The sequence below is a fragment of the Marinobacter salinexigens genome, from assembly GCF_008370345.1.
Lineage (GTDB): Bacteria > Pseudomonadota > Gammaproteobacteria > Pseudomonadales > Oleiphilaceae > Marinobacter > Marinobacter salinexigens.
The window spans coordinates 71,972-98,096 of record NZ_VTUU01000005.1; the positions used below are offsets into that span (position 1 = coordinate 71,972).

Annotated in this window: 23 protein-coding genes; 17 read left to right on the forward strand and 6 right to left on the reverse strand. The window is 55.6% G+C overall.

The window, feature by feature from the left end:
* Window positions 1-222 precede the first annotated feature (222 nt).
* Window positions 223-1,662, forward strand: coding sequence for an ABC1 kinase family protein (locus tag FWJ25_RS11765; RefSeq protein WP_149600489.1), 1,440 nt, complete (start codon window positions 223-225; stop codon window positions 1,660-1,662).
* On the opposite strand, the gene FWJ25_RS11770 is transcribed toward FWJ25_RS11765, so the two are convergent.
* Entirely contained in the window at window positions 1,608-2,045 is a 438-nt protein-coding gene (locus FWJ25_RS11770) for a YqaA family protein (protein WP_149600490.1), read from the reverse strand. The genes FWJ25_RS11765 and FWJ25_RS11770 overlap by 55 nt on opposite strands.
* A 67-nt stretch (window positions 2,046-2,112) precedes the next feature.
* Here FWJ25_RS11770 and FWJ25_RS11775 point away from each other — a divergent pair, with 67 nt between their 5' ends.
* A complete protein-coding gene (locus tag FWJ25_RS11775) occupies window positions 2,113-4,230 on the forward strand; it encodes a methyl-accepting chemotaxis protein (RefSeq protein WP_246166792.1) in 2,118 nt (705 codons plus the stop codon).
* Between the two features lie 131 nt (window positions 4,231-4,361).
* The gene (locus FWJ25_RS11780; RefSeq protein WP_149600492.1) at window positions 4,362-4,616 is read left to right on the forward strand and encodes a GrxA family glutaredoxin; all 255 of its coding nucleotides are present in this window, start codon (window positions 4,362-4,364) and stop codon (window positions 4,614-4,616) included.
* A gap of 80 nt (window positions 4,617-4,696) precedes the next feature.
* Here the strand turns inward: FWJ25_RS11780 and FWJ25_RS11785 are convergent, their stop codons facing one another.
* On the reverse strand, window positions 4,697-5,959 hold the full coding sequence (locus tag FWJ25_RS11785; protein ID WP_149600493.1) for a 6-phosphofructokinase: 1,263 nt from the start codon (window positions 5,957-5,959) through the stop codon (window positions 4,697-4,699).
* A gap of 154 nt (window positions 5,960-6,113) precedes the next feature.
* Between FWJ25_RS11785 and mpl the strand changes: the two genes are divergently transcribed.
* The 4 genes from mpl to FWJ25_RS11805 all read left to right on the forward strand — a co-directional run bounded on the left by mpl (window position 6,114) and on the right by FWJ25_RS11805 (window position 11,515).
* The gene (gene mpl, locus FWJ25_RS11790; RefSeq protein WP_149600494.1) at window positions 6,114-7,508 is read left to right on the forward strand and encodes a UDP-N-acetylmuramate:L-alanyl-gamma-D-glutamyl-meso-diaminopimelate ligase; all 1,395 of its coding nucleotides are present in this window, start codon (window positions 6,114-6,116) and stop codon (window positions 7,506-7,508) included.
* 37 nt (window positions 7,509-7,545) lie between these two features.
* Window positions 7,546-8,193: a flavin prenyltransferase UbiX gene (locus FWJ25_RS11795; RefSeq protein ID WP_149600495.1), complete on the forward strand. Its 648-nt coding sequence runs from the start codon at window positions 7,546-7,548 to the stop codon at window positions 8,191-8,193.
* A gap of 116 nt (window positions 8,194-8,309) precedes the next feature.
* Complete coding sequence (locus FWJ25_RS11800) at window positions 8,310-9,449, forward strand: acyl-CoA dehydrogenase family protein (RefSeq protein ID WP_149600496.1); 1,140 nt, start codon at window positions 8,310-8,312, stop codon at window positions 9,447-9,449.
* A 161-nt stretch (window positions 9,450-9,610) separates the two neighbouring features.
* On the forward strand, window positions 9,611-11,515 hold the full coding sequence (locus FWJ25_RS11805) for a hypothetical protein (protein ID WP_149600497.1): 1,905 nt from the start codon (window positions 9,611-9,613) through the stop codon (window positions 11,513-11,515).
* 37 nt (window positions 11,516-11,552) lie between these two features.
* On the opposite strand, the gene FWJ25_RS11810 is transcribed toward FWJ25_RS11805, so the two are convergent.
* From FWJ25_RS11810 to FWJ25_RS11820, 3 genes are all read right to left on the reverse strand, one after another.
* On the reverse strand, window positions 11,553-12,536 hold the full coding sequence (locus FWJ25_RS11810) for a hypothetical protein (protein ID WP_149600498.1): 984 nt from the start codon (window positions 12,534-12,536) through the stop codon (window positions 11,553-11,555).
* 127 nt (window positions 12,537-12,663) lie between these two features.
* The gene (locus FWJ25_RS11815; RefSeq protein WP_149600499.1) at window positions 12,664-13,998 is read right to left on the reverse strand and encodes an ATP-binding protein; all 1,335 of its coding nucleotides are present in this window, start codon (window positions 13,996-13,998) and stop codon (window positions 12,664-12,666) included.
* On the reverse strand, window positions 13,985-14,650 hold the full coding sequence (locus FWJ25_RS11820) for a response regulator transcription factor (RefSeq protein WP_022990681.1): 666 nt from the start codon (window positions 14,648-14,650) through the stop codon (window positions 13,985-13,987). Before FWJ25_RS11820 ends, FWJ25_RS11815 begins: the two co-directional genes overlap by 14 nt.
* 199 nt (window positions 14,651-14,849) lie before the next feature.
* Here FWJ25_RS11820 and FWJ25_RS11825 point away from each other — a divergent pair, with 199 nt between their 5' ends.
* The 9 genes from FWJ25_RS11825 (at window position 14,850) to FWJ25_RS11865 (ending at window position 23,503) form a co-directional block, all read left to right on the forward strand.
* The gene (locus FWJ25_RS11825) at window positions 14,850-15,383 is read left to right on the forward strand and encodes a cupredoxin domain-containing protein (RefSeq protein ID WP_091855228.1); all 534 of its coding nucleotides are present in this window, start codon (window positions 14,850-14,852) and stop codon (window positions 15,381-15,383) included.
* Between the two features lie 84 nt (window positions 15,384-15,467).
* Complete coding sequence (locus FWJ25_RS11830) at window positions 15,468-17,225, forward strand: copper resistance system multicopper oxidase (protein ID WP_149600500.1); 1,758 nt, start codon at window positions 15,468-15,470, stop codon at window positions 17,223-17,225.
* A complete protein-coding gene (locus tag FWJ25_RS11835; protein ID WP_106761012.1) occupies window positions 17,222-17,971 on the forward strand; it encodes a copper resistance protein B in 750 nt (249 codons plus the stop codon). Before FWJ25_RS11830 ends, FWJ25_RS11835 begins: the two co-directional genes overlap by 4 nt.
* A gap of 157 nt (window positions 17,972-18,128) precedes the next feature.
* Window positions 18,129-18,482, forward strand: coding sequence for a hypothetical protein (locus FWJ25_RS11840; RefSeq protein ID WP_064226808.1), 354 nt, complete (start codon window positions 18,129-18,131; stop codon window positions 18,480-18,482).
* Window positions 18,483-18,493: 11 nt separating this feature from the next.
* Window positions 18,494-19,849: an APC family permease gene (locus tag FWJ25_RS11845; RefSeq protein ID WP_149600501.1), complete on the forward strand. Its 1,356-nt coding sequence runs from the start codon at window positions 18,494-18,496 to the stop codon at window positions 19,847-19,849.
* A gap of 27 nt (window positions 19,850-19,876) precedes the next feature.
* Window positions 19,877-20,104 carry a DUF805 domain-containing protein gene (locus FWJ25_RS11850; protein WP_096006448.1) on the forward strand — a complete coding sequence of 76 codons (228 nt, stop codon included), beginning with the start codon at window positions 19,877-19,879 and terminating at the stop codon, window positions 20,102-20,104.
* Window positions 20,097-22,457, forward strand: a complete 2,361-nt coding sequence (locus FWJ25_RS11855; RefSeq protein ID WP_022990674.1) for a heavy metal translocating P-type ATPase — start codon at window positions 20,097-20,099, stop codon at window positions 22,455-22,457. Before FWJ25_RS11850 ends, FWJ25_RS11855 begins: the two co-directional genes overlap by 8 nt.
* A 24-nt stretch (window positions 22,458-22,481) precedes the next feature.
* Entirely contained in the window at window positions 22,482-22,868 is a 387-nt protein-coding gene (locus FWJ25_RS11860) for a DUF302 domain-containing protein (RefSeq protein WP_022990673.1), read from the forward strand.
* A 176-nt stretch (window positions 22,869-23,044) separates the two neighbouring features.
* Entirely contained in the window at window positions 23,045-23,503 is a 459-nt protein-coding gene (locus FWJ25_RS11865; protein WP_022990672.1) for a hypothetical protein, read from the forward strand.
* 60 nt (window positions 23,504-23,563) lie between these two features.
* On the opposite strand, the gene FWJ25_RS11870 is transcribed toward FWJ25_RS11865, so the two are convergent.
* Entirely contained in the window at window positions 23,564-24,856 is a 1,293-nt protein-coding gene (locus tag FWJ25_RS11870) for an ATP-grasp domain-containing protein (protein ID WP_149600502.1), read from the reverse strand.
* A gap of 188 nt (window positions 24,857-25,044) precedes the next feature.
* On the opposite strand from FWJ25_RS11870, the gene FWJ25_RS11875 reads away from it, so the two are divergent.
* Window positions 25,045-26,115: a YncE family protein gene (locus FWJ25_RS11875; protein ID WP_149600503.1), complete on the forward strand. Its 1,071-nt coding sequence runs from the start codon at window positions 25,045-25,047 to the stop codon at window positions 26,113-26,115.
* Window positions 26,116-26,125: the final 10 nt, after the last annotated feature.

The following is a 26,125-nucleotide window of genomic DNA, read 5'->3' on the forward strand; positions in this document are numbered from 1 at the left end:
TTTGTTTTTGTTGGTGGTCAATTCTAAATTGTGCTTTTGGTCATACACTGTCTTCAAGTGTCACCGGGAGCGTTGTAACGTTTAACTCGTCCTGACGGATGGCGCATTGGCCCCGAGGCCGGAAAATGCGGGTCGAAACGGTGAGGTTAGGCCGTTAGAGTATCCGTATAATAGTTGTGGCAGCCGCTGGCGCTAAATTCTTTTGCATTCGACAGGTCTTTCATGTCTTCCAGACGATCCGGTAATACCGTTTCCCGCATCAAGACTGGCAGTTTCGAACGACGGCTAAGCCTGACTCGTGCAGGCCTTTTTGCCGGCGGCCGTATGGCTTCTCATATGGCTACGAATTGGTTCTCAAGCAAGGAGAAACGGGAGCAGCGACATCGAGCGATGTTGTCCAACCAGGCCCGTTTCCTGGTGGATGAACTCGGGAAACTCAAGGGAAGCGTCGTCAAGATTGGCCAGGTGATGGCGCTTTATGGCGAACATTTCCTGCCCGATGAAGTAACCGAGGCTTTGCATACTCTCGAAGACCAGACTACGTCACTGGAATGGGCGGCGATCGAGCGGGTGCTGAAAGCTGAGTTGGGCGATGCCCGTTTGCGGGAACTGGAGGTAGACCCTGAACCTCTGGGGGCCGCGTCTCTGGGGCAGGTGCATCGTGCCGTGCGGCACAGTGATGGGCTGGAGCTTGTGTTAAAGGTTCAGTATCCCGGCGTGGCAGATGCAGTCGACAGTGATCTGAACGCCGTCGCCCAGTTGCTCAAGGTTGCCCGGCTCGTCAATTTCGGGCCCGAATTCAATGACTGGTTGGAAGAAGTTCGAGAGATGATGCATCGCGAGGTGGATTATCGTCTGGAAGCCCGAACGACTGAAAAATTCCGTAGCATGCTGGCGGATGATCCCCGGTTTATTGTGCCCCGGGTACTTCCTGAATACTCAACCGCTCACGTGATCGCCTCGACCTACGAACATGGGCACTCTGTTGGCGCCCCGGTTGTCCATGATCTGCCATTGCAGCGCCGCAGTGCCTTGGGTGAAGCGGCTCTGGAGCTGTTTTTCAGGGAGCTGTTCGTCTGGGGAGAAATTCAGACCGACCCGAACTTCGGTAACTACCGGATTCGTATTGCTGGCGAGGCCGGAGAAGACCCCGGCTATGACCGCATTGTACTGCTGGATTTTGGTGCTGTTCAGGCCTATGCCGACGAGTTTCTTACACCGGTCAGACAAATGATCCGGGCCAGCTACGAAAAGGATCTGGATGGGGTGATCGATGGCGGTGTGAAACTGAAGTTCATGAATCTCGATTGGCCGAAGGAAGTACTGGAGAAATTTGGCAGTGTTTGCATGTCGGTGCTGGAGCCGTTGGCGAAGGATCAGGGGCAATGGCCGGACTACGCGGTCAATGGTGAGGGTCAGTATCGCTGGAAACAGAGTGACTTGCCTTCCCGGGTGGCAAGACATGCGGCAAAGTCAGCTATCAGTCGCTATTTCCGGGTACCACCCAAGGAATTTGTTTTCCTGAACCGGAAGCTGATCGGCGTCTATACCTTCATTGCGGTTCTGCATTCAGAGTTTAATGGCGAGCCGCTGTTGAAGCGTTATCTCTATGATGCGACCGCAGCCGATGCTTCGACCACTACCCAGAGCACAAAGGCGTAACGGAGGCCTTTGCCGATCGCCACTAGAATCACAAAGTTGAGCCAGGGTACGCGCATGATGCCACCAACCAGTGTCAGCGCGTCACCGCCCAGTGGCAGCCAGCCCAGAAGCAGCGACCACTGACCATATCGGTTGAACCGGTTGCGAGCCCGGTGCAGTTGCAGTTCACTGATCGGGAACCAGCGCTTGTGCTTGAACCTGTCCACCTGCCGGCCAATGATGCCATTCACCACCGATCCCAGTGTATTCCCCAGCGTTGCCCAGAACCAGAGCCAGAACAGGCTAAGACCCTGGGTGGCCAGCGTACCCAGCAGTATTTCCGAATAGGCCGGTAACAGGGTTGCGGCGGCAAAGGCTGTTGCAAACAGCGTCAGATAGGCCAAAATCCGCTCCGTACTCTAGTATGTTAGGAACCGAAGTTCAGAAAAGGTCGGGTTGTCCATGAAAGGCATGTCGTTACGTTTCAAACTTTACGCTCTGGTTATTTCCCTGTTGTTGCTTCTGGGTGTCAGTGTGGTTATTACCGCCCAGCTGTCGTTGAGCGCCATGGAAGAGAGGCTGTCCACCCAGGCACGGGGAACGGTGCAGGGCATCGTTATGGAACAGCTCAGTGCGACTGCCGGCAAATACGGCGAACTGGTCGCTGGCCTCCTTGAGAAAGCCTACCAGACACCGGAGCTGGTGCGCAGCATTGTCAGCCGTAACATTGATGCCGGCAGTTCCGGGCGCATCAGCCGGAGGGATCTGCAGGAAACCGTTGGCAATATACTCGAGGAACATCCTCACCTGAGCTCGATTTACGCCCAGTTTGAACCTGACGCCTATGACGGCCAGGATCGCTATTTTACCGGCGGGGTGGAAGAACATAGTAGCGATGAGGGCACGCTGGAAATTTATTTCTACCGTGACCCTGAGGGCAAGGTGATCTTCAGCCGAACCGATGACCCCGCCACCAAGTATCTGGATGAGCGCAACGAGTTCGGTATCCGTGAAGCGGAGTGGTATCTCTGTTCCCGGGACACCCTGAAGCCTTGTCTGATGGAACCCTATGACTATGAAATTGAGGAAGGGTATTCCGAGCTGATGACCAGCCTTGTGGTTCCGATCGTGAACAATGGTGAATTTGCCGGAGTTGTTGGGGTCGATATCAACCTGACCACCCTGCAGACAACGATCTCTGAGGTGAGTCAGGCACTGTTTAGCGGCCAGTCCCGGGTAACCCTGTTGAGCGAAAAAGGCCTGATTGCAGCGTCCAGTCATTACCAGGAAAAGCTGGGCCGGCCGCTCGCAGAGGCCAAACCGGACCTCGCAGATGAGCTTCAGAAACTGCATCAGCAGGGAGGAAGTTACGATGACGGTGAGACCCTGGCTGTGTCCTATCCGGTGAATGTCAGCTTGCCGGGCACCCAGTGGTCATTGTTGATTGAATTGCCCCGGGCGGCGGCTCTTGCAAGTGTGAATGATATGACAACCCTGCTGTCAGACGAAGTGTCTGCGACGGCAACCCGACAAACCCTTGTAGGTGCAGTCGTTGTTATTGTCGCAATCGGACTGCTGATCCTGCTGGTGGGATCGGTCACCCGTCCTCTGGATGAAATCCGGAACCGGATGAGAAATCTGGCCAGTGCCGAGGGTGACCTGACCCGGGAACTGGCAATTGATACCCACGCTGAACTGATTGATCTTGCCGGAGGTTTCAATGCATTCCTTGCCCGCCTGAGGGAAATGGTTAATGACCTGAAGAACGTTAACAGTCAGGTTCGGGCTCAGGCGGGTGACGTGGGCGTGATCGCGCGGGAGACAGATGATCAGACCGCACGCCAGCACCAGGATATCGACAGCGTGGTCACCGCGATGAACGAAATGTCTGCCGCTGCCGGAGAGGTAGCCGGTTTCGCTGGTGAAGCCGCAGAAAATGCCCGGGCGGCCAGCGATGGTATTCGCTTTACCCAGGAGACCCTTGGCGTTGCTCTCAAAGGTGTGGATGCTCTGGCTGGCGATATGGGGCAGGCAAGCTCCGCGATCAGTGAAGTCGAACAGCGAAGTGAAGAGATTAATCGTATTCTGGAAGTCATCCGGGGTATTGCTGAGCAGACCAATCTGTTGGCGTTGAACGCCGCGATTGAGGCGGCCCGGGCCGGTGAGCAGGGGCGTGGGTTTGCGGTAGTGGCGGATGAAGTGCGCACACTGGCCTCCAAGACCCGTGAATCCACCGATGAAATCAGCGAAATGATCGAACGTCTCAAGGGGGATGTTGGTGTTGCCGTGGATGTCATTGAAAGTGGTGTGGGTCGGGCGACGACCGCGGTGGAAGGCACCCGGGAGGCTGATCATTCCCTGGCAACAGTGGTGGAGCGTATTGCCACCATCGTTGAGCACGTGACCCAGGTTGCCACTGCCGCCGAGGAACAGAGCTCGGTCAGTGAGGAAATTAACCGCAATCTGACCCAGATTGGCGATGTGGCCAATGATCTGCGGGAGCTGGCGCAGCGGGTTCGCCAGAGCGGTGAATCCCTGGACGGCCAGGTACAGGTTCTGGACCGGGAGCTGGGGCGCCTGAAAACCTGATCTATTGAGGTCATCGGAACCTTCAATTTTCAATCCGCGCGTGGCGTGCGATGATGGTCGCCAGTTTTTATCAAGAACGATATGTTCAGTACGCCACTGTGATTTAGTACGCCATTGTGCGGGAGGAGTTTATGGAGCAGGTCACGATCTACGGCCGGTCAAGTTGCGGGTTCTGCGTTCGCGCAAAGCAGCTGTGTGAAGTAAAAGGCATGCCCTATCAGTGGGTGGATATGATCGCTGAGAACCTGACCAAGGAAGACATCGCAGCCAGAATTGGACGACCGGTTTACACCGTGCCCCAGATTCTTGTGGGCAGTGAGTACGTTGGTGGCTGTGACGAGTTTATGCGTTGGGTGCGTGATCACGAGGCGGAAGCTGCGCGCTGATCCGTTGCACCACATCAGGTTTCAGGCATAAAAAAACGCCCGGGGGGATAGCCTCCGGGCGTTTTTTGTTGGCGCGGGAATCAGAGCTCGAACGGTGTTCTCAGCTTCTTCTCGACCAGTTCGTTCTTCAGCTTGGCCACTTTCGGCAGGCCGTTTTCAAACGGAGGGAAACTTTCGCCTGAAATCAGCGGTGCCAGGTAAGTGCGGCAATCCTGAGTGATTCCGAAGCCGTCATCCGTGATGTAGTGGATCGGCATCTTCTTCTCCTGGTTAGCCACTTCGCTCAGCGGTGCCTCACCAATTTTCCACTGGTAGGGGCTGGCCTGTTCGCGAACGATGGTCGGCATCAGCGCCTGCTTGCCTTCAAGGGCCATCTCAACGGCGGCTTTGCCGACAGCATAAGCTTGCTCAACATCCGTCGCGGACGCAATGTGGCGGGCACTGCGCTGCAGGTAGTCAGCAACGGCCCAGTGGTACTTGTGGCCAAGAGCTTGTTTGACCATATTGGCCAGTGCCGGGGCGACGCCACCCAGCTGGGTATGACCGAACGCATCTTTAGCGCCAGCGTCCGCCAGGAAGCGACCGTCCTCGTACTGAGCACCCTCGGATGCTACGACGACGCAGTATCCGTATTCCTTCACGCAGAAGTCCACGCGGGCAAGGAAGGCTTCACGATCGAACGGAATTTCCGGGAACAGGATAATGTGCGGTGGCTCGCCTTCGGTTTCGCCGGCGAGTCCGCCAGATGCCGCAATCCAGCCAGCATGACGCCCCATGACTTCCAGAATGAACACCTTGGTGGAAGTGTCGCACATGGACTTGATGTCCAGGCTGGCTTCCAGGGTGGAAGTGGCAATGTACTTGGCAACGGAACCAAAGCCCGGACAGCAGTCGGTGAACGGCAGGTCGTTGTCTACGGTCTTGGGTACGCCGATACAGGTAATCGGGTAGCCCATTTTGTCAGCGATCTGGGAAACCTTGTACGCCGTATCCTGGGAGTCGCCGCCGCCGTTATAAAAGAAGTAGCCGATGTCGTGGGCCTGGAACACCTCGATCAGGCGCTCATATTCCCGGCGATTTTCGGAAATGTTCTTGAGCTTGTGACGGCAGGAGCCGAATGCGCCGCCCGGCGTGTGCAGCAGTGCCCGGATATCGTCATCACTTTCCAGGCTGGTATCAATCAGTTCTTCCTTCAGAGCACCGATAATGCCGTTGTGGCCGGCATAGACTTTTCCGATACGGTCCGGATGTTTGCGTGCGGTCTCAATGACACCACAGGCACTGGCGTTGATGACGGCGGTAACACCACCGGATTGGGCGTAAAATGCGTTCTTGATGGCCATTTCAGGCACGAGCCTCCTGCTGGTTCGACGTTGGCGCTGATGATACGCCAAACTGGCCAGATTTTCATGAGCAGGATTGCGGATGCCAGCACCCTTGACGACCTGAGGGGGATAAGGGAGTCTTGGCAGGTTTCAAATCAGAGGTTGTTGCCGAATGCACATTCATATTCTGGGAATCTGTGGCACGTTCATGGGTAGTCTGGCGGTTCTTGCCCGGGAGTTGGGTCATGCAGTGACCGGCTCGGATCAGGGCGTTTACCCACCGATGAGCACTCAACTGGAGTCCCAGGGCATCAGCCTGATGGAAGGCTACAGTGCCGATCACCTGGAACCGGCCCCGGATCTGGTGCTGATCGGTAATGCGATGTCTCGGGGCAACCCGGAAGTGGAAGCGGTGCTGAACCGCAATATTGACTATATGTCCGGCCCGGAATGGCTGGCCCGGGAAGTGCTCCGCCATCGCTGGGTGCTGGCGGTGGCTGGCACCCATGGCAAAACCACCACTACATCCATGCTGCTGTGGATTCTTGAGCAGGCGGGCTTTGACGCAGGTTATCTGGTTGGCGGTGTCCCCAAAGACTTCCCGGTGTCAGCACGGCTGGGCAAGAGTGATTTCTTTGTGATTGAAGCTGACGAGTACGACAGCGCCTTCTTCGACAAGCGTTCGAAGTTCGTTCATTACCGTCCGCACACGCTGATCCTGAATAACCTTGAGTTTGATCATGCCGACATCTTTGAGAATGTCGAAGCGATTGAGCGTCAGTTCCATCACCTGGTGCGAACCGTACCCTCTAAAGGGTTGATTGTCCGGCCGGCGGTGGATTCGCATCTCGACAATGCGCTGGCTCTGGGCTGTTGGAGTCCTGTTCAGGACACGGCCGTAGGAAGCGAATCTCCACGAACAACGGACTGGCGGGCGGAGTTGCTGTCGGAAGATGGTAGTCGGTTCATGGTCATCCACCATGAACAGCCCGTGGCTGTACTCAAGTGGGAACAGACGGGACTCCATAATGTTCACAACGCGCTGGCGGCCATTGCCGCTGCTCGACATGTCGGGGTTACACCGGATCATGCCGTGGCTGCGCTCTGTCGTTTTTCCGGGGTTAAACGCCGGATGGAGTTGCTCGCTGATGTGGGCGGCATCAAAGTCTATGATGACTTCGCTCACCATCCGACTGCGATCCAGACAACGCTGGAAGGCTTGCGTGCACGGGTTGGCGATGAGCCCATTCTGGCCTTGATAGAACCCCGCTCGAATACCATGAAGCAGGGTGTTCACCAGCAAACGCTCCTCGCGAGTGCCGATGCTGCAGACCATGTTCTCTGGGCTAATCTGAACGATATGGATTGGCTGTCTGCTCTGGTGGGGCAGTGGCAGGAAAGTGAACCGGATGATGATCGTCACCGTGTTGAGGCGTCGGTTGATAGCCTGATCGCCCGGGTACTGGAAGATCTGCCAACGCCCTGCCACATTGTCATTATGAGTAATGGCGGATTTGGCGGTATTCACGGCAAACTGGTGTCTGAAATAGAGCGTATTCACTCGTAATGTGCATGACGCCAATCGATTCAGGAATACTGACTCTATGACCACAGCAAAGGCCCAGGCCAGAACCATCAATCTTGCCTTCACCGGGGCCTCTGGCGCCCAGTACGGACTGCGGCTTCTTCAGTGCCTGGTGGCTGCCGGCTGCCGGGTCCATGTGATGATCAGCCGGGCAGCACAGGTTGTGATTGCCACCGAAACGGATCTCAAATTGCCCGGTACGCCTCCGGCCATGCAGGAAGCCCTGAGCGAGTGGAGTGGAGCAGAACAGGGCCAGGTCATCGTGTTTGGCCGGGAAGACTGGTTCGCACCGCCGGCTTCCGGGTCGGGAGAAAAAGCGCCGCTTGTGATCTGCCCGTGTAGTACCGGCACTCTGTCTGCGCTGGCCACAGGAGCCAGCAATAACCTGATTGAACGGGCCGGTGATGTTGCTTTGAAAGAACGCCGTCCGCTGATTCTGGTGCCTCGGGAGGCGCCGTACTCGGAAGTGCATCTGGAAAATATGCTGAAGCTGACCCGAATGGGGGCGGTCATCATGCCGGCCAGCCCAGGCTTCTATCACAGCCCGGGGTCCATAGAGGATCTTGTGGACTTTGTGGTTGCCCGCCTCCTGGACCATCTGGATATCCCGCAGGACCTCATGCCCCGCTGGGGGCAGGAGCGTGCTGACAGGCGCAGTGGCAACTGACTGATATCGGGCGTTTTGGTCAGCCCGATTGATGGTTTTCATCATTGAGCACAAGCCCATACCAGCCGAGACTTGGTGAACGACAATCACAACACAGTTCATTCACCGAGGTTCCCATGATTCCACGCACACTCTTTGATGCCGATCTCGAAGGCTTCCGCGATTCTGTTCGCAAATTCCTTGAGCAGGAGGCCGCTCCTTACCACGAGCAATGGGAAAAGGACGGTCAGGTAAGCCGGGAACTATGGCGCAAGGCCGGTGAACTGGGCTTCCTGTGCCCGACCCTGCCGGAAGAATACGGTGGCGTCGGCGCCGATTTCCGCTATAGCGCGGTCATCATGGAAGAAATCTCCAGGGCCGGGTTATCGGGCATCGGCTGGGGCCTGCACTCCGACATCGTCGCTCCGTACATACTGAACTACGGCTCTGAGGAGCAGAAACAGAAGTATCTGCCCAAGCTGGCTTCCGGAGAAATGGTGGGTGCCATCGCAATGACCGAGCCCGGTGCAGGCTCGGATCTTCAGGGCGTTAAGACCACGGCTGTCAAACAGGGTGATCACTATCTCCTGAACGGCTCAAAGACCTTTATTACCAATGGCCAGTTGGCGGATCTGGTGATCGTGGTTGCCAAGACTGACCCCAAAGAAGGTGCTAAAGGGACCAGTCTGCTGATTGTGGAGTCTGAATCGGAAGGCTTCGAGAAAGGCCAGAACCTGAACAAAGTGGGTATGAAAGCCCAGGACACCTCCGAGCTGTTTTTCCAGGACGTGAAGGTTCCGGCGGAAAACCTGCTGGGTTCTCTCGAAGGGCAGGGGTTCTTCCAGTTGATGCAGGAACTGCCGGCCGAGCGCCTTCAGGTAGCTCTGACTGCCGTGGCTGCGGCGGAAGCGGCCTGGCAATGGACTCTGGATTACGTCAAAGAGCGAAAAGCCTTCGGTAAACCCGTCATCTCCTTCCAGAACACCCGCTTCAAGCTGGCAGAGCTGAAAGCGGAAATCACCGCTGCAAGGGTATTCACCGACCGCTGCCTGGAGTTGCACCTGGAACGCAAGCTGGATATCCCGACCGCTGCCATGCTGAAGCAGCACACCACAGACCTGCAGTGCAAAGTGATGGACGAATGCGTTCAACTGCATGGCGGATACGGTTATATGTGGGAATACCCGATTGCCCGTGCCTGGGCAGACTCCCGGGTACAGCGTATTTATGCGGGCACCAACGAAATCATGAAGGAAATTGTCGCCCGCTCCTTCTGACAGCGGTGACGTGCAAGGCCCCGCCGGGTGATCGCTGGCGGGGCCAATGCCTGATAGCCCGGTTACCAAACTTTACAAATTGCCAAACCTATCAAGGTCTCTGGCGATCACATCTCCTAAAGTAGCGGCACAACCTCTAACAAGGATAACTGGTTGCCGCGATGAATCGCCTCTCTTGCTCTCTCTCCGTTACTGCCCTGATGCTCACACTTGTGGGATGTGGGGAAGAATCCGATGTGCTGCCGGTCGATGGCCGGGATTTTGATGGTGTTGATTACAGCCAGTCCGCGCCGTACACCGGCAAAGTGATTGATGGTTACCTTCGTGATGCCCGGGTTTGGCTGGATCTGGACGGCGACAGCCAGTACACGCCCGGGCCCCTCTCCGTTGAGCTGGCAAATGGCAACCAGGTTATCCTCGAAGCGGGGGAGCCCACTACCATGAGTGGCGCCGGCGGTGTCTTTTCTCTGGATGTTTCCGGGATGACGGTGGATCCGACCGTGGGTCCTGATCTGGACCCACGGGATTACCCGCTGTACGCACTGGCCATCCCGGGGCTGACTCAGGAAGAAACGGTCGACGGCGAACAGCTGGTGAGCGATGCGTTTCTGATGTCCGCCTCTCCGGGCGTGCGTAACATTACTCCGCTGACCACCCTGGCGAGGTACCGGGCCCTGGCTGGACTGTTTGTGCAAGATGCAAACGAGGGGGAAGGGCTGAACCTGCTTCGGGACTATATTCTTGCCCGTGAAGATCGAACCCATGCCTACGCCCGTGCGCTGGCGCGTTTTATGGCGAGCCAGATTCCCGAAGCCTATCGTAACCTGCTGACGATGCCCGGGGCGGACGGTACAGAGCGATACCTGAGCCGGGAGGCAGCCTTTCTCCTAGGAATATCAGTGGTTCAGCATGCCGATGACATTTTTGCGCTGGTCGACGATACGGTCAGTGGCGTCTATGCCGGTGATTACGGCCAGTTGGAGGTCGACACTCTGGAGCTTCCTCAGGTGTCGCTGGAACTGACCGACCCGCTCCTGTTGACGACCGTGGATGTCTACGCCGAATCCGAACGCACCGGTACTTTACCGGCCAACCGTTCCGACCTGGCGATCTCTGCCCGTTTGACGCTCGATTATCGTGAAGATGGCCGCCTGATGTCAGTGTCTGCCGACGGTTGTCTCTCGCCCTCAATGCCGGAGCTGGCGAGACTGATTGGCGTTGGCGGTTATATGGCAAAGCTGGATACTCAGTGGTTGCCCTCCGCTGCGCTCTCGGTTCAGAGCCGTATCAATTATGAGCAGGCGGGCATCGATGAGCGTCTCATTTTCGACTGGGATAACCAGCGAATCTATTTTGAAACCGCCACCACCTGCCATGAACACGAAAGCATTTATGCAGGCTCCACAGAGTTGGGCGGAAACCCCGAAGTGACGTACAGCTGGCAGAGGCAGGATGGGATGCTTGCGGAACTGGTGGCTGACATTCCACAGCCTGATGACTCTGTTTTGCAGCGTTCCCTGATACCTGACTTTGCCCACACCAGTAACGCCTTTCCCGGATACCGGCTTTGGGAAACAGGGGCCGAACAGGCGTCCCTGATATTTTCTGATGAGGCGGCAGCTTGCACCTTGGAACCCGAGGCTGTAGGCATGGACCTTGTCGTCAGTGCCCGTCAGGCTTACCAGTTTTCCGGGTATGACCCTCAGCCGTTGACGTTCCAGGGGCTGGCTCTTGAAATGGACCAGCGCACATTTGCTTATCCCAATGAGGGCGATGCTTTGGAGGTCAGCCGGATATTGCGATACGGCTTCCTGGACCCGGCGATGTCAGGACTTGCGAACGTTGATACAGATCTCGGGTTTGAGTGGGCGCTGTACTACCCGGCAGTGGGGGATGCTGGATTTATGCCGGACAATCCTTCGTTGATCCGTGAAGCCTATCTGAAAAAGTATTCCGGGGTGCGAATCTGTGGCAGGGAGTTTGAAGATGTGCCTTCGGCTGCTTTTGCCCGTGTGGTGTATGAGTACAAGGCGTTGTCGGATTATCTGGTCGGGTTGCTGGAGTGAGGGGGAACTCGAAGGTCCACCAAGCCAAATACAGACCCTAGCGGGAAATCAAGTGGTACAGTTCAATCGCATCTTCTTTTGAGCGCACAATGTATCTGCCGGGTTCCGGGTCTTTCCATTCTGCGCAACTCACCACCTGGCAACTGCTTCTGTCCAGAGTTTCATTGACACACTCCCTTTTTGGGGCGCGGTTGCGGGGGTAGTCCCAGGAAGCTTTATAGGCAGGCATTAGTTCCCCACCCAGCCAGATTTTTTCCTGGTTGAACTGGAACCCCCAATTGAAATCACTCCAGCCATTGCAATGTTCGTTTCCCACTTTGACATTGTAGTGGTGGCTGTAAATCTGCTGCGTCGACGGGTACCACCAGCCTCTCTCATAGTCATACCCGGTCTTAAAATACTCGGGGTAGGCGGTCTCCACGACAAATGCTCTAAACTCATACCGGTCGGATTGATTGGCCTGCAAAATGACGGACATTTTTGACACGCCATTACCGGATACCAGATATAGTCCGTCGGGTGAGGTAATCCTGGCTGGTGTTGTCCGTCTTTCCCTCTCCCGTATCCGGGCTTTGGCCGCGGCCAATTCACGCTCGTTCGCGGCCTTTTGTGCGCGCTCGAGGAGCTTGCCCAGGGTGTCAAACGATATCGCTTCTTCACAATAATCCGGATACAGCGTTGAGCGCTCTTTGCTCTTTTGTGCATTGAGTGAGCCACAGGCTGACCAGTGAAGCATTGGGGCAAATTCAGCGCCGCGCTTCGCAGCCAGGTGGGAGTAAAAGGCGGATTTAGTGTAATCCCGACGCAGGCCCTTGATGTGGTCACCGGAATAGATGACAGCCAGCACTATCAGGGAATTTTTCGTCTCTGCCTTAATCAGAAAATCGATTGAGTTTTGGCGGACTGCTTGGTCATACAGCGCCTGTTGTTCTGGATTGAGTATTTCCAGTGTGTCGCCATGCACTGGCATGGCGGGTAGTACCAGAAGACACAGCCATACTAACCCGCCTTTTATCGTCACCTCTGCCTCCTGATTTCTTCTTATGTTGCCTGCCTTCGAAAATTGGCCTGACGGAAAGTATAGGCTGAAGCCCGGTGTAGTTGCCCCCGCAAAACCGCTGCACTTAAACAAAAGCGAACATTCGATTTTATCTTAATAATTCGATAGAAACGCGTAAACCGCTACAGGACTTAGTCGAAAAGCTGATTTTACCTTCATAGCGAGTCACTATATCTCGAACGATAGCAAGGCCGAGACCGTGCCCAGGTGTTTGCTCATCTAGCCGCAGACCCCTTTGGCCCAAACTGGCTAAATCCTTGTGATTAACCCCTGGGCCATCATCAGCAACAACTATTCGCTTGAAGCCGCTGCCTTGTTCCACAGAGAGCTCTACGCATCTCGAAGACCATTTGCCAGCATTGTCGAGTAAGTTGCCCAATACTTCATTTAGATCATGTTCTTCTATCGGCCATCGGGTGTCTTCAGGTAGAGAACTCGATAGTTCAAACGACTTTTCCGGATATAAACGACCGAGCATCCACAAAAGATCCCGTGCCTGTTTTATGGGGTAGGCGCTTTTTCCAATCTGGGGCCCTGCAAAACGGCTTCGACGCATTTCAGCTTCTAATTGCCTGTCGATATCGCTTAGTCGCTCCACCATCTGGCGCCTTAGATTGGTGTCGAGAGGACGTGTGTCGTCTTCCAGTATCTGCCGGACGGCTGCGATGGGGGTTTTGACGCTATGAGACAGGTTTGCGAGAGCGTCCCTGGAGCGCTCCAGTCGCTGATCTAAGGAGTCCAGCAACTGATTTAGTTGAAGAACCAGCGGGTGGAACTCCTCTGGCGACTGAACGTTGATTCGGGAGATCTCTCCGTCCTGGAGTCTTTTTAATGCGGCTTTGAGTGTGACAACCGGTCGCATGGACATCGTGATACCGAACCAGAGCACGGCGACCAAGAGCATAATCAACAGAACTGATACTACGGCGGTCCAGGCATGAAGTGCAGCTTGGCTGCGTTTCAGCGCACCCAGATCTTCAGAAACGATTACGACGATGGGTGTTTCGCCGACCTGAAAAGACTTTCGGTAGGCGAGGATGTTTGAGGGAGTATCAGTGCTCTCGGCATCTTCTACGCGAACGGTTCCGTCACCTTCGTTCTCAATCAGAGGCGTCAACAAGGGCGCCCAAGCATCGGGTGAAATGATGGTCTGTTCGGGTGTATGTATGGCGAAGGCATGATGGAAAACATCCTGGAAATAATCGCCCGTCTGGAGAGTGTCCACTTGACCATTCGCCTCGCGAACCTGGTGTTCGAGGAAAGCGACTTCATCTTTCAGTCGGCTTTCAACGAACTCCCGGGACATTCGGTCGAGTAGCAAACCATGGACCAACCACGCTATCCCCATTAGACCAATTCCGGCGGGCAGTAACAGCGCAAGCAAGGTTCCTTTTACGGACGCAGGCTTTTTAAGGAATCGCATTAAAAATGTACCCCTGGCCGCGTCGTGTTGAGATGGTTTCGCTGCCCACTAGCTTCCTTAACCTCCGAATATACGCCTCAATGACGTTTTCGCTCGGGCTATCATTCAAGTTGTAAAGCTGTTCCATTAGTTGTTCTTTGGAAAAGACGTGGCCAGGGCGGCTCATCAAACAACGTAGCAGCCGGAATTCGGTGCCGGTAAGTGTATGTTCCACGCCGTCGTCCATCTTGAGACTCTGGCGGTTTTCGTCCAGTTCAAAGCGGCCGGCTTTAACCTGAGCATGGACCCTTCCTTCACTTCGACGCACGAGTGCGTTGAGGCGTGCGATTAGCTCTTCTGTCTGAAAAGGTTTTGCCAGGTAATCGTCTGCCCCGGCTTTTAAGCCGTTAACCTTATCCTGCCAATCGCCTCTCGCGGTCAGAATCAAGACCGGACAGCTGACGTGATTCGTTCGCCACTTTCTCAATACGTCCAGCCCGTTGCCATCAGGTAGACCCAGGTCCAGAACAACAGCACGGTAATCCTCTTGCTCACCCAGAACGACGGCTTCTCGGGCACTGGGAGTTGTATCAACGCTGAAACCTGCTTTTCCCAACTGCCTGACCAGACCCTCAGCAAGCAAGCGGTCATCTTCGACGAGCAGTAAACGCATGAGTTTTTCCTTCTATGTATGGTCCGCGGTCGAAAGTGTGACTGATTAACCTGAATTCAGCCTGAACGGAAAATAGTTCGAGTTTTTCAGAAAGAATTCAGGTTAGTGAGAGAAGGTAACAACCGATTCTGGACATTGCTCAAGATTGGGGCTCAATCCGGCAGTGTTTTTCGAGCAATATTTTACAGAGGATAAAAAGATGAATGCATCAAAACTATTCGTAGCGGGTATGGCGCTTTCAATGTCGGCAACAGCGTTTGCGGCTGGCGCCCATGATGGTGGCCACGGGCACGGCGCTACAAGCGGTGAACCTGGCAAAGCGTCGGAGGCCAGCCGAACCATAACTGTCGAGATGTACGACAACTACTACGAACCCGAAGAAATCAGTGTAAAGCCGGGTGAAACCGTTCGCTTCGTGGTGGAGAACAAGGGAAACCTCGTCCATGAGTTCAGTGTTGGCACTCCCGACATGCACGAAGCTCATCAAGAGGAAATGATGATGATGGTTGAGCATGGCGTCATCCAGGGCGGCAAGCTGAACCACGACATGATGAATATGGATATGGGGAATGGCCATTCCATGAAGCATGACGACCCGAACAGCGTGTTGCTGGAACCGGGCCAAAGTAAAGAAGTGGTATGGAAGTTCTCTGATAAAGGCAATATCGAATTTGCCTGCAACGTGCCGGGCCACTATCAGGCCGGGATGTACGGTGAGGTCAATTTCGAGTAACTCGCTTAACTGAGGTCCGCGAGCGCGGGGCTGAGACACGTTTCTCGGCCCGGCTTCAATGACGTGTAGTTCGGAGCAACACAGATGAAACCACGCTTTTTGACAGGGCTTTTGAGCCTGCTGATGCCAGCCATGGTTCTGGCCGGTGAGTACGACCTTACGGTCGACCGGGTAAAAATTGATACCGGTGATTTCGTCAAGGAGGGCATTGGTTACAACGGGGCATCCCCCGGACCCGTGATGCGCTTCAAGGAAGGCGAAACGGTTCGGATCAATGTCACTAACAACCTGGATGAGATGACGTCCATTCACTGGCACGGTCTGATCCTGCCTTTCAATCAGGACGGTGTGCCAGGTATCAGTTTCCCTGGCATCAAGCCGGGTGAAACGTTCACCTATGAATTCCCTATCCAGCAGGCGGGCACTTATTGGTTTCACAGCCACTCTGGTTTCCAGGAGCCGGACGGCGCTTACGGAGCCATCGTTATCGAACCCGAGGGGCGTGAGCCGTTCCGGTACGATCGCGAATACGTGGTTCAGCTGACCGACAAACACCCGCACTCCGGCGACCGCATCATGCGGAACCTGAAGATGATGCCGGACTATTACAACCGCGAGCAACAGACCGTGGGCGAGTTCTTCTCGGACGTGTCCGAAAATGGCCTGATGAACACCGTCCGAGACCGCATGGCCTGGGGCGATATGCGCATGATGAAAGCGGACGTTGAGGATGTGCACGGCTTTACGGGCCTGATCAACGGTAAGGGGCCGGACCAGAACTGGACTGGGCTTTTTGAGCCGGGCGAACGCATCCGGCTGCGATTCATCAACTCTTCGGCCATGACCTACTTTGATATCCGGATTCCTGGTCTGGATATGACCGTCGTTCAGGCCGATGGCAACAACGTTCAGCCCGTTAGTGTCGATGAATTCCGGATTGGTGTAGCGGAAACCTACGACGTGATCGTACGTCCGAAGGATGAGCAGGCGTACACCATCTTCGCCGAATCCATGGGACGTTCCGGATACGCCAGGGCAACACTGGCCCCTGAAAAGGGTATGGAAGCGGCCGTGCCGCAACTGCGTGAACCTGCCCGCCTGACAATGGCTGATATGGGCGGCATGCCCGGTATGGACCATGGCAGCATGGCGGGGATGGATCATGGAGGCATGGATATGGGCAGCTCAGAAGATATGTCCGGGATGGATCACTCCTCAATGGAGGGAATGGACCACTCCAACATGGACAGCATGGATCATTCCAATATGGAAGGTATGGACCATGGTTCCATGACGATGGGAAAAGAAGATAAAAGCGATCCTTTCTATGCCAAGGGCAGTGGCCTCATGCCCAAAGCTGCTAATGGCGGTAAATTTCTGTCTTACGCCGACCTGAAGGCTCAGGATCCGTTGTATGAAGACCGCGAACCGACCCGGGAAATCGAGCTTCGCCTGACCGGCAATATGGAGCGTTACACCTGGAGCATTAATGGCGTCAAGTATGAAGACGCCGATCCGATTCGTCTGAAATACGGTGAGCGGGTCCGCTTCAAGTTTGTGAATGAAACCATGATGACACACCCCATGCACCTGCACGGCATGTGGTCGATTCTGGACGTTGGCGCCGGCCAGTGGAACCCGATCAAACATACAATCAACGTGAACCCGGGTACCACGGTGTACATGGAAACGGAGGTCGATGAACCGGGCCAGTGGGCATTCCACTGCCATCTGTCCTATCACGCGGCCGCTGGTATGTTCCGTAAGGTGATTGTCGAAGGTGGCCCGGATTCAACCCAGGCGAAAACAGACGCGATTGCTGAAGATGGAGGTGAGGTATGAGCTGTATTCGATCACTTGTCGCAGTCAGTCTTATTGCCTCTGTTGGCTTCTCAACGGCGGTGACAGCTCAGGAAATGATTTCTGACACTACCGCTCGTAAACAGCCGCTCACAACCTGGGGGGTTCAGTTCGAGGAGTTTGAATACCGCTACAGCGACGATGATGAGGAACTGGGCGTCTGGAATGCGGATGCCTTTTATGGCACCGACGATTTTAAAGTCCGGCTGCTCACAACCGGTGAATACGAGATAGAAGAACAGGCCTACGAAACACTGGAAAATCAGTTGGTCGGCCAGATCCCCATCTCTAAATTCTTCGATGCCAAAGCGGGTGTTCGCTTTGACACCCCTGAAGGACCGGATCGAACTTACGCCGTACTGGGTGTCGCTGGGCTTGCACCCCAATGGTTTGAGGTTGATGCCAACCTGTATGTGAGCGATGAAGGTGAGACGTCCGCTGAGCTGGACGCAGAGTATGAATTATTGCTCACCAATTATTGGATCCTCGCGGCGACACTGGACGCAACGGTGGCCTTCAGTGAGGATCGTGAAATTGGTGTTGGCAAAGGTCTGGTGTCCACCGAAGCAGGGCTGCGTCTGCGTTATGACTTGGTTGATCGCGCCTTTTCGCCCTATGTCGGTGTGGTGCATGAACAAAAATACGGTGATACCGCGGATTTCGCTGAAACCGGCGGCGGAAGCACAGAAGACTGGTTTGCCGTGATCGGCGCTCGAATTGCATTCTGACGTTGATGTTGAAGGGCCATTGGGAAACTGATGGCCTTTTTCGTCTATGATTTGATGTAACTCAAATCCACCGAAAGCATGTGTCCATTTTCAGTCGCAGTTCAGGTTGAAGTGTTTTGATACAGGGAGAAGTCATCAGGAAGAGAGGTGTCACCCCATGACCAAAGCACACAAAGCAACCAATCAGGAGCAGTTTTTGTTGCGCCGAAAAATGGCCGTCGAGGGGCTTGGAGAGGATCAGTGGGATGGGCTCATCCACGATCTTAATCGCCACCCCTGCGTTGATTTCGCCGAGCGTAAGCCAAATGGCACATTGCAGGTGACGTACGACGGAACCCACTGGTCCGTCGATGAATTACTGGAACTGATCAAGGCTTACGGTGGCCAATTGAAAACCGGATGGTGGACCCGGCGCAAATTGGCTTGGTACCGGTTTACCGACGACAACGTCCGGGCAAATGCCAAGCATGAGCCGTTCTGCTGTTCCAAGATTCCACCCATGAAAAAATAACAGGAGGTTGAATGAACAGGGAGGAAGATCGAAGCACTCGCTACCAGGAAGGTAGTCTCACTCTGTCAGGGACGGTGATGCTGGGTACCGGCGTCATGATTGGCGCCGGTATTTTTGCACTTACCGGGCAGATGGCCCAGATGACCGGTGTCCTTTTCCCGCTGGCCTTTCTCGCGGCGGCCTTGATTGTTGGCTTCAGCGCGTATTCCTATATCAAGATTTCCAACGCCTACCCGTCGGCCGGGGGCATTGGCATGTACTTGCATAAAGCCTACGGAAACCGGCTGCCAACGGCTTTCAACGCCCTGTTGATGTATTTTTCCATGGTCATCGCTCAGAGCTTCCTGGCCCGGACCTTTGGCTCTTACACCATGCAACTTTTCGGCGGGGATGACAGTGGCCGCATGGTGCCCATTCTCGGCGTGGCGCTCATTCTTGCGGCCTTTCTGATCAACCTGCTGGGCAATCGGATGATTCAAGGGGTGGCTTCCTTTATCGGGATCCTGAAAATCGGCGGCATACTGATTTTCGGTCTGGTCGGGATCTGGATTGCCGACTCAGTCGCGGTTGATTTTTCGGAGCCCGGTGAAGCCGGAGCGCTGGGCAACTTCCTGGGCGCAACCGCACTGGGGATTCTGGCGTTCAAAGGCTTTACGACCATCACCAACAGTGGTTCGGAAGTAATAGACCCAAAGCGAAACGTCGGGCGCGCCATCGTGATTTCCATTGCCGCCTGCGTGGTGATCTACACGCTGGTGGGCTTCGCGGTCGCCAGCAACCTGTCACTGGCTGAAATTATCGAAACGCAGGATTACTCCCTCGCTGCTGCTGCGCGTCCCGCTCTCGGCGATTACGGTGTCTGGTTTACTGTCGCTATTGCCATGATGGCCACGGCGGGCGGTATTCTCGCCAGCGTCTTCGCGGTATCCCGCATGCTGGCGATGCTGACGGAGATGAAGCTCGTACCACATCGGCATTTTGGCATGCCCGGCAGCATCCAGAAACACACACTGGTGTATACCGTTGTCCTGGGGCTGATCCTCACCGCCTTCTTTGATCTGTCACGAATTGCCGCGCTGGGTATCGTGTTTTACCTGATTATGGACATTGCCATTCACTGGGGTGTACTGCGCTATCTTCGCAAAGACATTAAGGCCAACACCTGGGTGCCAACTACAGCCATCTTGTTGGATCTTTTGGCTCTGGGCGGCTTTGTCTGGGTAAAACTGAATACGGACCCGTTCGTCATCGGCGTGGCAGTGGTCACCATGATTGTGCTTGCAGTCTCCGAGCAGATTTTCCTGAAAAGATCGCCGGAATCCGCGCAAGCGAAACAGGAAGAGAGTCACGCGCATCGTCACCATTAACCAGAATCAGGAAGAGAGGCTATTGCCATGATGGGAGATAACATGTTCGGGAACACCATGTGGGCAGGCCACTGGCTGTGGATGCTGGTGATTGCCATTGTGGTCGTCATTCCGGCCTGGCGTATTTGCCAGCGCACGGGGTATCCGGGGTGGATGGGTGTACTGATACTGATCCCTATCGTCAATCTGGTTCTGCTGTATTTCATTGCATTTGCAGACTGGCCCGCCGATAAAACAGGAGAACAGAATGGCTGAGCACCATCACGCCCATGACCACGATCACCACGCCGATAAAGAACCTGGCGGGCACACCGCCAAGGATCCGGTTTGCGGCATGGCAGTCGATCCGCATACCGCGGAACACCGCAGCCAGCATGGCGGTAAAACCTGGTACTTCTGCTCGTCGCGTTGCCAGTCCAAATTCGACGAGGACCCTGAGCAGTACCTCGATTGGGAAAAGAAACAGCAAGAGCCGGTAGCGCCGGGCACTATGTATACCTGTCCCATGCACCCCGAGATTCGGCAGCAAGGGCCAGGGGACTGCCCAATCTGCGGCATGGCCCTGGAGCCCGAGCAGGTAAGCCTGGACGACGGGCCTTCGGAAGAACTCAAAGACATGACCCGCCGATTCTGGATCGGCCTGGTGCTGGCCCTGCCTGTACTGGTGCTGGAGATGGGTGGGCACCTCACCGGACTCGATCACATTATAGCCCCGCAGATGTCCAACTGGATTCAACTGGTGCTGGCAACGCCTGTGGTGCTCTGGTGCGGTTGGCCCTTCTTCGTCCGGGGTTGGAAATCCGTGGTTAGCCGTAACTTGAACATGTTTACGCTCATTGCCATTGGTACCGGCGTCGCGCTGATCTACAGCCTGGTGGCGACCCTGGCGCCGCAGATCTTCCCAGGTGCCTTCCGGCAGGAAGACGGGTCGGTCGCCGTCTACTTCGAGGCGGCTGCTGTCATCGTGGTGCTGGTGCTGCTGGGGCAGGTGCTGGAATTGCGCGCCAGAGAGAAAACCTCTGGTGCCATCAAGGCCCTGCTGGATCTGGCACCGGCGACGGCCAGAAAACTGGACGACGATGGCAGCGAATCCGATGTGTCGCTTGATCAGGTCAAGGTCGGTGACCGCTTGCGGGTACGTCCGGGAGACAAGGTGCCGTTGGACGGCGAGGTGCTTGAAGGCAGCTCCAACGTGGATGAATCCATGGTGACCGGTGAGCCTTTGGCAGTCAGCAAAAAATCCGGCGACCAGGTGATCGGCGGCAGTATCAACCAGCAGGGCAGCTTTATCATGCGGGCCGACAAGGTTGGCCGTGACACCATGCTGTCCCAGATTGTGCAGATGGTGGCGAGCGCCCAGCGCAGCCGCGCGCCCATTCAGGGCCTGGCCGACAAGGTGGCGGGTTATTTTGTGCCTGCGGTGATCGTGATCGCCATTATCGCCTTTATAGCCTGGTCATTCTTCGGGCCCACGCCGCCTATGGCGTTCGGGCTGATTGCAGCGGTCAGTGTTCTGATCATTGCCTGCCCTTGCGCACTTGGCTTGGCGACGCCCATGTCCATCATGGTGGGTGTCGGACGCGGTGCTCAAAGTGGCGTTCTGATTCGCGATGCGGAAGCCTTGGAGCGTATGGAGAAGGTGGACACCGTGGTGGTGGATAAAACCGGCACGCTGACAGAGGGCAAGCCGCAAGTCACCCGGCTTGTCGCGGCCAACGGGTTCGATGACAGTAGTCTCATGCGTTATGCAGGCGGCCTGGAGAAAGGCAGTGAGCACCCACTGGCTCACGCCATACTCGATAAAGCCAAGGGCATGGACCTGAAGCTTCCGGATGCGGAAGACTTTGACTCTCCGAATGGTAAAGGGGTTACCGGTCGAATAGACGGCAAGCGGGTGCTACTTGGTAACCGCCTTCTCATGGAGTCGGAAAATGTCGACACCACGCGATTTGACGGCGACGCCGACCAGCTCCGAAAAGATGGTGCTACCGTGATTTTTGCTGCTGTCGACGGAAACGTCGCAGGGTTGCTGGCGATTGCCGATCCGGTCAAGGAAACCACCGAAGCCGCTATTTCCGCGCTGCAAAAAGACGGCATCCGGGTGGTCATGCTGACCGGCGATAACCGCACTTCAGCTGAAGCAGTTGCCCGAAAACTGCATATCGACGAAGTGGAAGCGGAAGTCCTGCCGGAAGATAAGGGCAAGATCGTCCAGCGCCTGAAAGACGAAGGCCGTGTTGTCGTGATGGCGGGTGACGGCGTAAACGATGCGCCTGCACTGGCAACGGCGGATGTCGGTGTGGCCATGGGCACCGGGACCGATGTCGCCATCGAAAGCGCCGGCATTACGCTGCTACGCGGCGACCTGATGGGCATTGTCGAGGCGCGCCGTTTGTCTCTGGCGACCATGCGCAATATCCGTCAGAACCTGTTTTTCGCCTTCGTTTACAACTCCGCCGGTGTTCCGATAGCGGCAGGGGTTTTGTACCCGTTTTTCGGGATACTGCTGTCGCCCATTTTTGCAGCGGCCGCCATGTCGCTGTCCTCGGTCAGCGTGATCGTGAATGCGCTGCGTTTGAGGGTGGTGAAACTCGGGTCAAAGCAATGAACTTCTGAATCATTGGAGGTAGCTATGTCATACACGATCGATCGAGTTATCAAAGATGTCGATTTCGAGGACGTGGACAGAAGAGCGCGTCAGGCCCTCACTGATCATGGGTTCGGTGTGCTGACAGAAATTGATGTCAAAGCCACCATGAAGAAAAAGCTGGACAAGGATATGTTGGCCTATCGGATTCTCGGGGCCTGCAATCCTGGCATGGCCTGGGAAGCCATCGGTGTGGAGCCTCGCGTGGGTGCCATGCTGCCTTGCAACGTTATTCTTCGTGAGGTTTCGGAGGGCATTGAGGTAAGTGCAGTGGATCCATTGGCTTCCATGAGCGCCATCGATAATGACGAGCTCAAGCAGGTTGCCGGGAAGGTCAGGGATATGCTCTCTGAGGTTGTGGAATCGATCTGAAGCCGGTAGAGGCGTCGATTTGCTGCAGTGCCTGCGGTTTGCAATGGATTAGCGAATTAGCCAGGCGAGCGCATAGCCCAACTGAACACTGGAAATGCAAATAGGACTCCTCATTTGACGACGGGATACCTATTTGATGTCAGTCATATTATGGAGAAGAAAAAAGGAAAAAAGATATGGATATAAAGACTTTTGGACAACTGATCGACTGGACGCGCGATCTGCACTCACATCTGGCGAGCTGTCTGTCCCATTGCGCAACAAAGCACGAGGAAGAACGGGCCCGTGCGCTTTTGGATTATCTGGCAGCTCATGAATCGGAAATAGAGCGGATCGTGAACGAGTTTGAGCACCAAGGGGATAAGAAGGCACTGGAAACTCGGGTGTACGACTACCTGTCCCATAATCCGATCAAAACTCATCGAACCTGCGACGAGCCTTACGCGAAGCTTGATTTTGATGGTATCTGCCGGGAAGTGTTCGACTTTCATGATCAGATTATTGATCTCTACAAAACGCTGATTGGAAAAGCCGAAATTCCAGAAGCAAAAGAGCTGTTCGAATCTCTTTTGGCGATGGAGGAAAATGAGTCGATGAGACTGGCTCGTCAGGTTGGCCGAATGCAGGATCTATGAGATCCGAGCACTTTTGCTGACGGCTTAATCCCTTTGAATGTTTCCAATTGAGGCTCACCTTCACACCTCAAAGACGGGCGCAAAGCCACCTCCCGGCGTTCGAAAGTTGGTGGCCTGGCCCTGGTACACACGGGCAGCGGCAAGCAGATGTTGCCCGGCATAGGTGTACAAACGGATATCGACCTTTCTGGTGGTGACCGTGCCATCCACTCTCAGGGTGCGTTCTCCGGCGGGAACGAAGTTCTGCGCGATGTAATCACCCTTCAGGATCTCTTCGAAAACGCGGCGGGTTAGTTTTTCGCCCCGATAGACGCCCTTGCTGCCATGGCCCGCTACCGGTTTGAAAAACAGTTTACGCCGGTTGCTCCACAACTCCGCCTCATCACTTGCTGAAACCAGCCGGGTCTTCGGTACAGCTCTATCCAGAAATCCTGCCTCGGTTTCACTCAGGCCCCAGTCGCGCAGGGTTTGGGCATCAGATAGCAGGATCAGGTTCCGTTTGTCGGCCATCAGCGCATGGGCGCGTGGATTGGGCGTGACGACCGCCGCGCCGTCGAGGTAGGCGCGCCTCAGCGCCCCAAGAGCCGGGGCCTCCAAGGCAAAATCCACCAGGCGGTTGTACACCATGTCAATAGGCTTGCCGTGGGCGCTCAGGGCACCATCAACATACTCAAGCTCCGATGGGTCGAGGATCAAGGTCTCTATGCCTCTGGCCTGGAATAACTGCTGGGCCAGTTGGAATTCCGGGAACATAAACTGGGATTCTGGGGCATCGTCCACAATGGCCAGGCAACCGGGTGTCGAGTCGCCACCTTGCCGTTGCCACTCCTGCTGGAACATGGCAAACACCGCGTCCTCGAACCCATCCAGTGCACGGTTGGTGCCAGCAGTCAGCTGGGACGGGTCACAGCATCGGTGTTGAGCCCGGGCCAATACCGTGTTCAGAAATGCGCCGCCGGCGTTGGTGTTGATTTCGATCAGCTGAGGCCCGTTCTCGCCCAGGTGAAAGTCATAGCCCATGAAGGCCCCGATGGGGCCTGGATCAAAACTGGCGATGTCCGGCGCCCAGGACAGAGCTCTTTCCTTATAGGGCGGAAGCTCGGCTGCGGATTCGATCGCCTGAACAATCCGCTCCATCGTCGCGATGTCAGCCTGGGGAACAAAAACCGGCGTGTTTGAAAAGAGATGATGGATCTCGGGAGTGGCCGGTGCCTCGTTCCCAGTTTCTGAAAACTGCTTCTGGAGGCTGTCAGTGAGCGCTTTTCGGTCAAGGGTGATGCAGTAACACTGCCGGTTGAGCTGGTCGGCGTGGGTTTTGGTTGTTCGCTGGTTTTCCTGGGGCACGTCTTGCATTGGTCGTCCATGGTCATTGTGAATCGTTCCACCATGATTCTGGTCAAACGAATGCATGTTTCGCAACTGTTTTCAGGCCTGTTTCAGCTTGGTGTGATGGACTGCCAAGTAATGACCATGCCTGTTCGGGATCTTGCTTACCGGGCGAGGAGATCTTACTGAAACCCTCTGACCAAAAAGGGCACGCTATGAACCATTCGTTGCGCAAGCAGTGTATTGCTGGTATTACGGCCAGTGTCGCTATGAGTTTTTCGCTGATGGTGGCCGCAGACACGAACCGGGCATTTGTTCCCATGGGCACAGCGGATGCCGTCGGCGTTATTGATCTGGAAAACCGCAAGGTGACGTCGTCCATTGGCGGCACCCTGAATACCCACGGTTCGGCACTGACCCCGGATGGCCGGTATCTGGTGGTGGGTAGTTTGTCGGCGCATGATCGTCAGAAGCCGGTTAGTCGCCCCGAAGGCATTTCAGAAGATGAACACGCCGCTCATCATGGGGGCGGGAAGTCTACTGAATTGGAAGCAGGGAGTACGGGGCTGCTCTATTTGGTGAACACGGCCACAAAGACGATTGACCGCAAACTGGAAGTGCCGGGGCCTGTGCACCATGTGCTGGTGACTTCCAACGGTCGCTATGCCGTTTCCACGCATCCTGCCCGTGGCAGTATCAGCGTTGTGGATCTGGATTCCGGTCAGTTGGTCAAAACTGTGGCGACGGGGCCGGCCCCCAACTATCTGGTGCAAACCGACGACGGCCAATCCCTTCTGGTCAGCAATACCGGTAATGGCACGGTCAGCGAAGTGGATACCGAGCACTGGTTCGTCGAGCGCAATTTGCGAGTTGGCGGCAACCCAGAGCATATGGTGCTTGCCCCCGGCAACCAGCGGCTCTACGTGAATGATGCTGCATCCGGCCAGGTTCTTGTCCTTGAGCTTGCCAAAGGCGCGGTGGCGAACCGGTACGAGGTTGGGGAGGCGCCCCATGGCGTTGGCTTGAGCGCAGATGGCCAGACCCTCTATGCCACCAGCCAGGGCGGCAACCAGGTGGTCCGGATTGAGCTAGCCAGCGGCGCCCGCCACACCAGGCCGATGGCTCCAGCGCCCTATCATCTTGCGGTCTCTCCCTACGATGGCCAGCTACTGGTGACCAGTCGGGCAGAGAACAAGCTTTGGGTGCTCGACCCGGAATCCCTCGATGTGGTTGATGAGATCGCGCTGAGCGGCATAGGCCATCAGATATCCCTTGAGGCCGATTAGTACTCTGTTC

Coding starts and splice junctions, on each gene's coding strand:
- FWJ25_RS11765 (WP_149600489.1), top strand. CDS start 223: ATGTCTTCCAGACGATCCGGTAATACCGTTTCCCGCATCAAGACTGGC.
- FWJ25_RS11775 (WP_246166792.1), top strand. CDS start 2,113: ATGTCGTTACGTTTCAAACTTTACGCTCTGGTTATTTCCCTGTTGTTG.
- FWJ25_RS11780 (WP_149600492.1), top strand. CDS start 4,362: ATGGAGCAGGTCACGATCTACGGCCGGTCAAGTTGCGGGTTCTGCGTT.
- FWJ25_RS11785 (WP_149600493.1), bottom strand. CDS start 5,959: ATGGCCATCAAGAACGCATTTTACGCCCAATCCGGTGGTGTTACCGCC.
- mpl (WP_149600494.1), top strand. CDS start 6,114: ATGCACATTCATATTCTGGGAATCTGTGGCACGTTCATGGGTAGTCTG.
- FWJ25_RS11795 (WP_149600495.1), top strand. CDS start 7,546: ATGACCACAGCAAAGGCCCAGGCCAGAACCATCAATCTTGCCTTCACC.
- FWJ25_RS11800 (WP_149600496.1), top strand. CDS start 8,310: ATGATTCCACGCACACTCTTTGATGCCGATCTCGAAGGCTTCCGCGAT.
- FWJ25_RS11805 (WP_149600497.1), top strand. CDS start 9,611: ATGAATCGCCTCTCTTGCTCTCTCTCCGTTACTGCCCTGATGCTCACA.
- FWJ25_RS11815 (WP_149600499.1), bottom strand. CDS start 13,998: ATGCGATTCCTTAAAAAGCCTGCGTCCGTAAAAGGAACCTTGCTTGCG.
- FWJ25_RS11820 (WP_022990681.1), bottom strand. CDS start 14,650: ATGCGTTTACTGCTCGTCGAAGATGACCGCTTGCTTGCTGAGGGTCTG.
- FWJ25_RS11825 (WP_091855228.1), top strand. CDS start 14,850: ATGAATGCATCAAAACTATTCGTAGCGGGTATGGCGCTTTCAATGTCG.
- FWJ25_RS11830 (WP_149600500.1), top strand. CDS start 15,468: ATGAAACCACGCTTTTTGACAGGGCTTTTGAGCCTGCTGATGCCAGCC.
- FWJ25_RS11835 (WP_106761012.1), top strand. CDS start 17,222: ATGAGCTGTATTCGATCACTTGTCGCAGTCAGTCTTATTGCCTCTGTT.
- FWJ25_RS11840 (WP_064226808.1), top strand. CDS start 18,129: ATGACCAAAGCACACAAAGCAACCAATCAGGAGCAGTTTTTGTTGCGC.
- FWJ25_RS11845 (WP_149600501.1), top strand. CDS start 18,494: ATGAACAGGGAGGAAGATCGAAGCACTCGCTACCAGGAAGGTAGTCTC.
- FWJ25_RS11850 (WP_096006448.1), top strand. CDS start 19,877: ATGATGGGAGATAACATGTTCGGGAACACCATGTGGGCAGGCCACTGG.
- FWJ25_RS11855 (WP_022990674.1), top strand. CDS start 20,097: ATGGCTGAGCACCATCACGCCCATGACCACGATCACCACGCCGATAAA.
- FWJ25_RS11860 (WP_022990673.1), top strand. CDS start 22,482: ATGTCATACACGATCGATCGAGTTATCAAAGATGTCGATTTCGAGGAC.
- FWJ25_RS11865 (WP_022990672.1), top strand. CDS start 23,045: ATGGATATAAAGACTTTTGGACAACTGATCGACTGGACGCGCGATCTG.
- FWJ25_RS11870 (WP_149600502.1), bottom strand. CDS start 24,856: ATGCAAGACGTGCCCCAGGAAAACCAGCGAACAACCAAAACCCACGCC.
- FWJ25_RS11875 (WP_149600503.1), top strand. CDS start 25,045: ATGAACCATTCGTTGCGCAAGCAGTGTATTGCTGGTATTACGGCCAGT.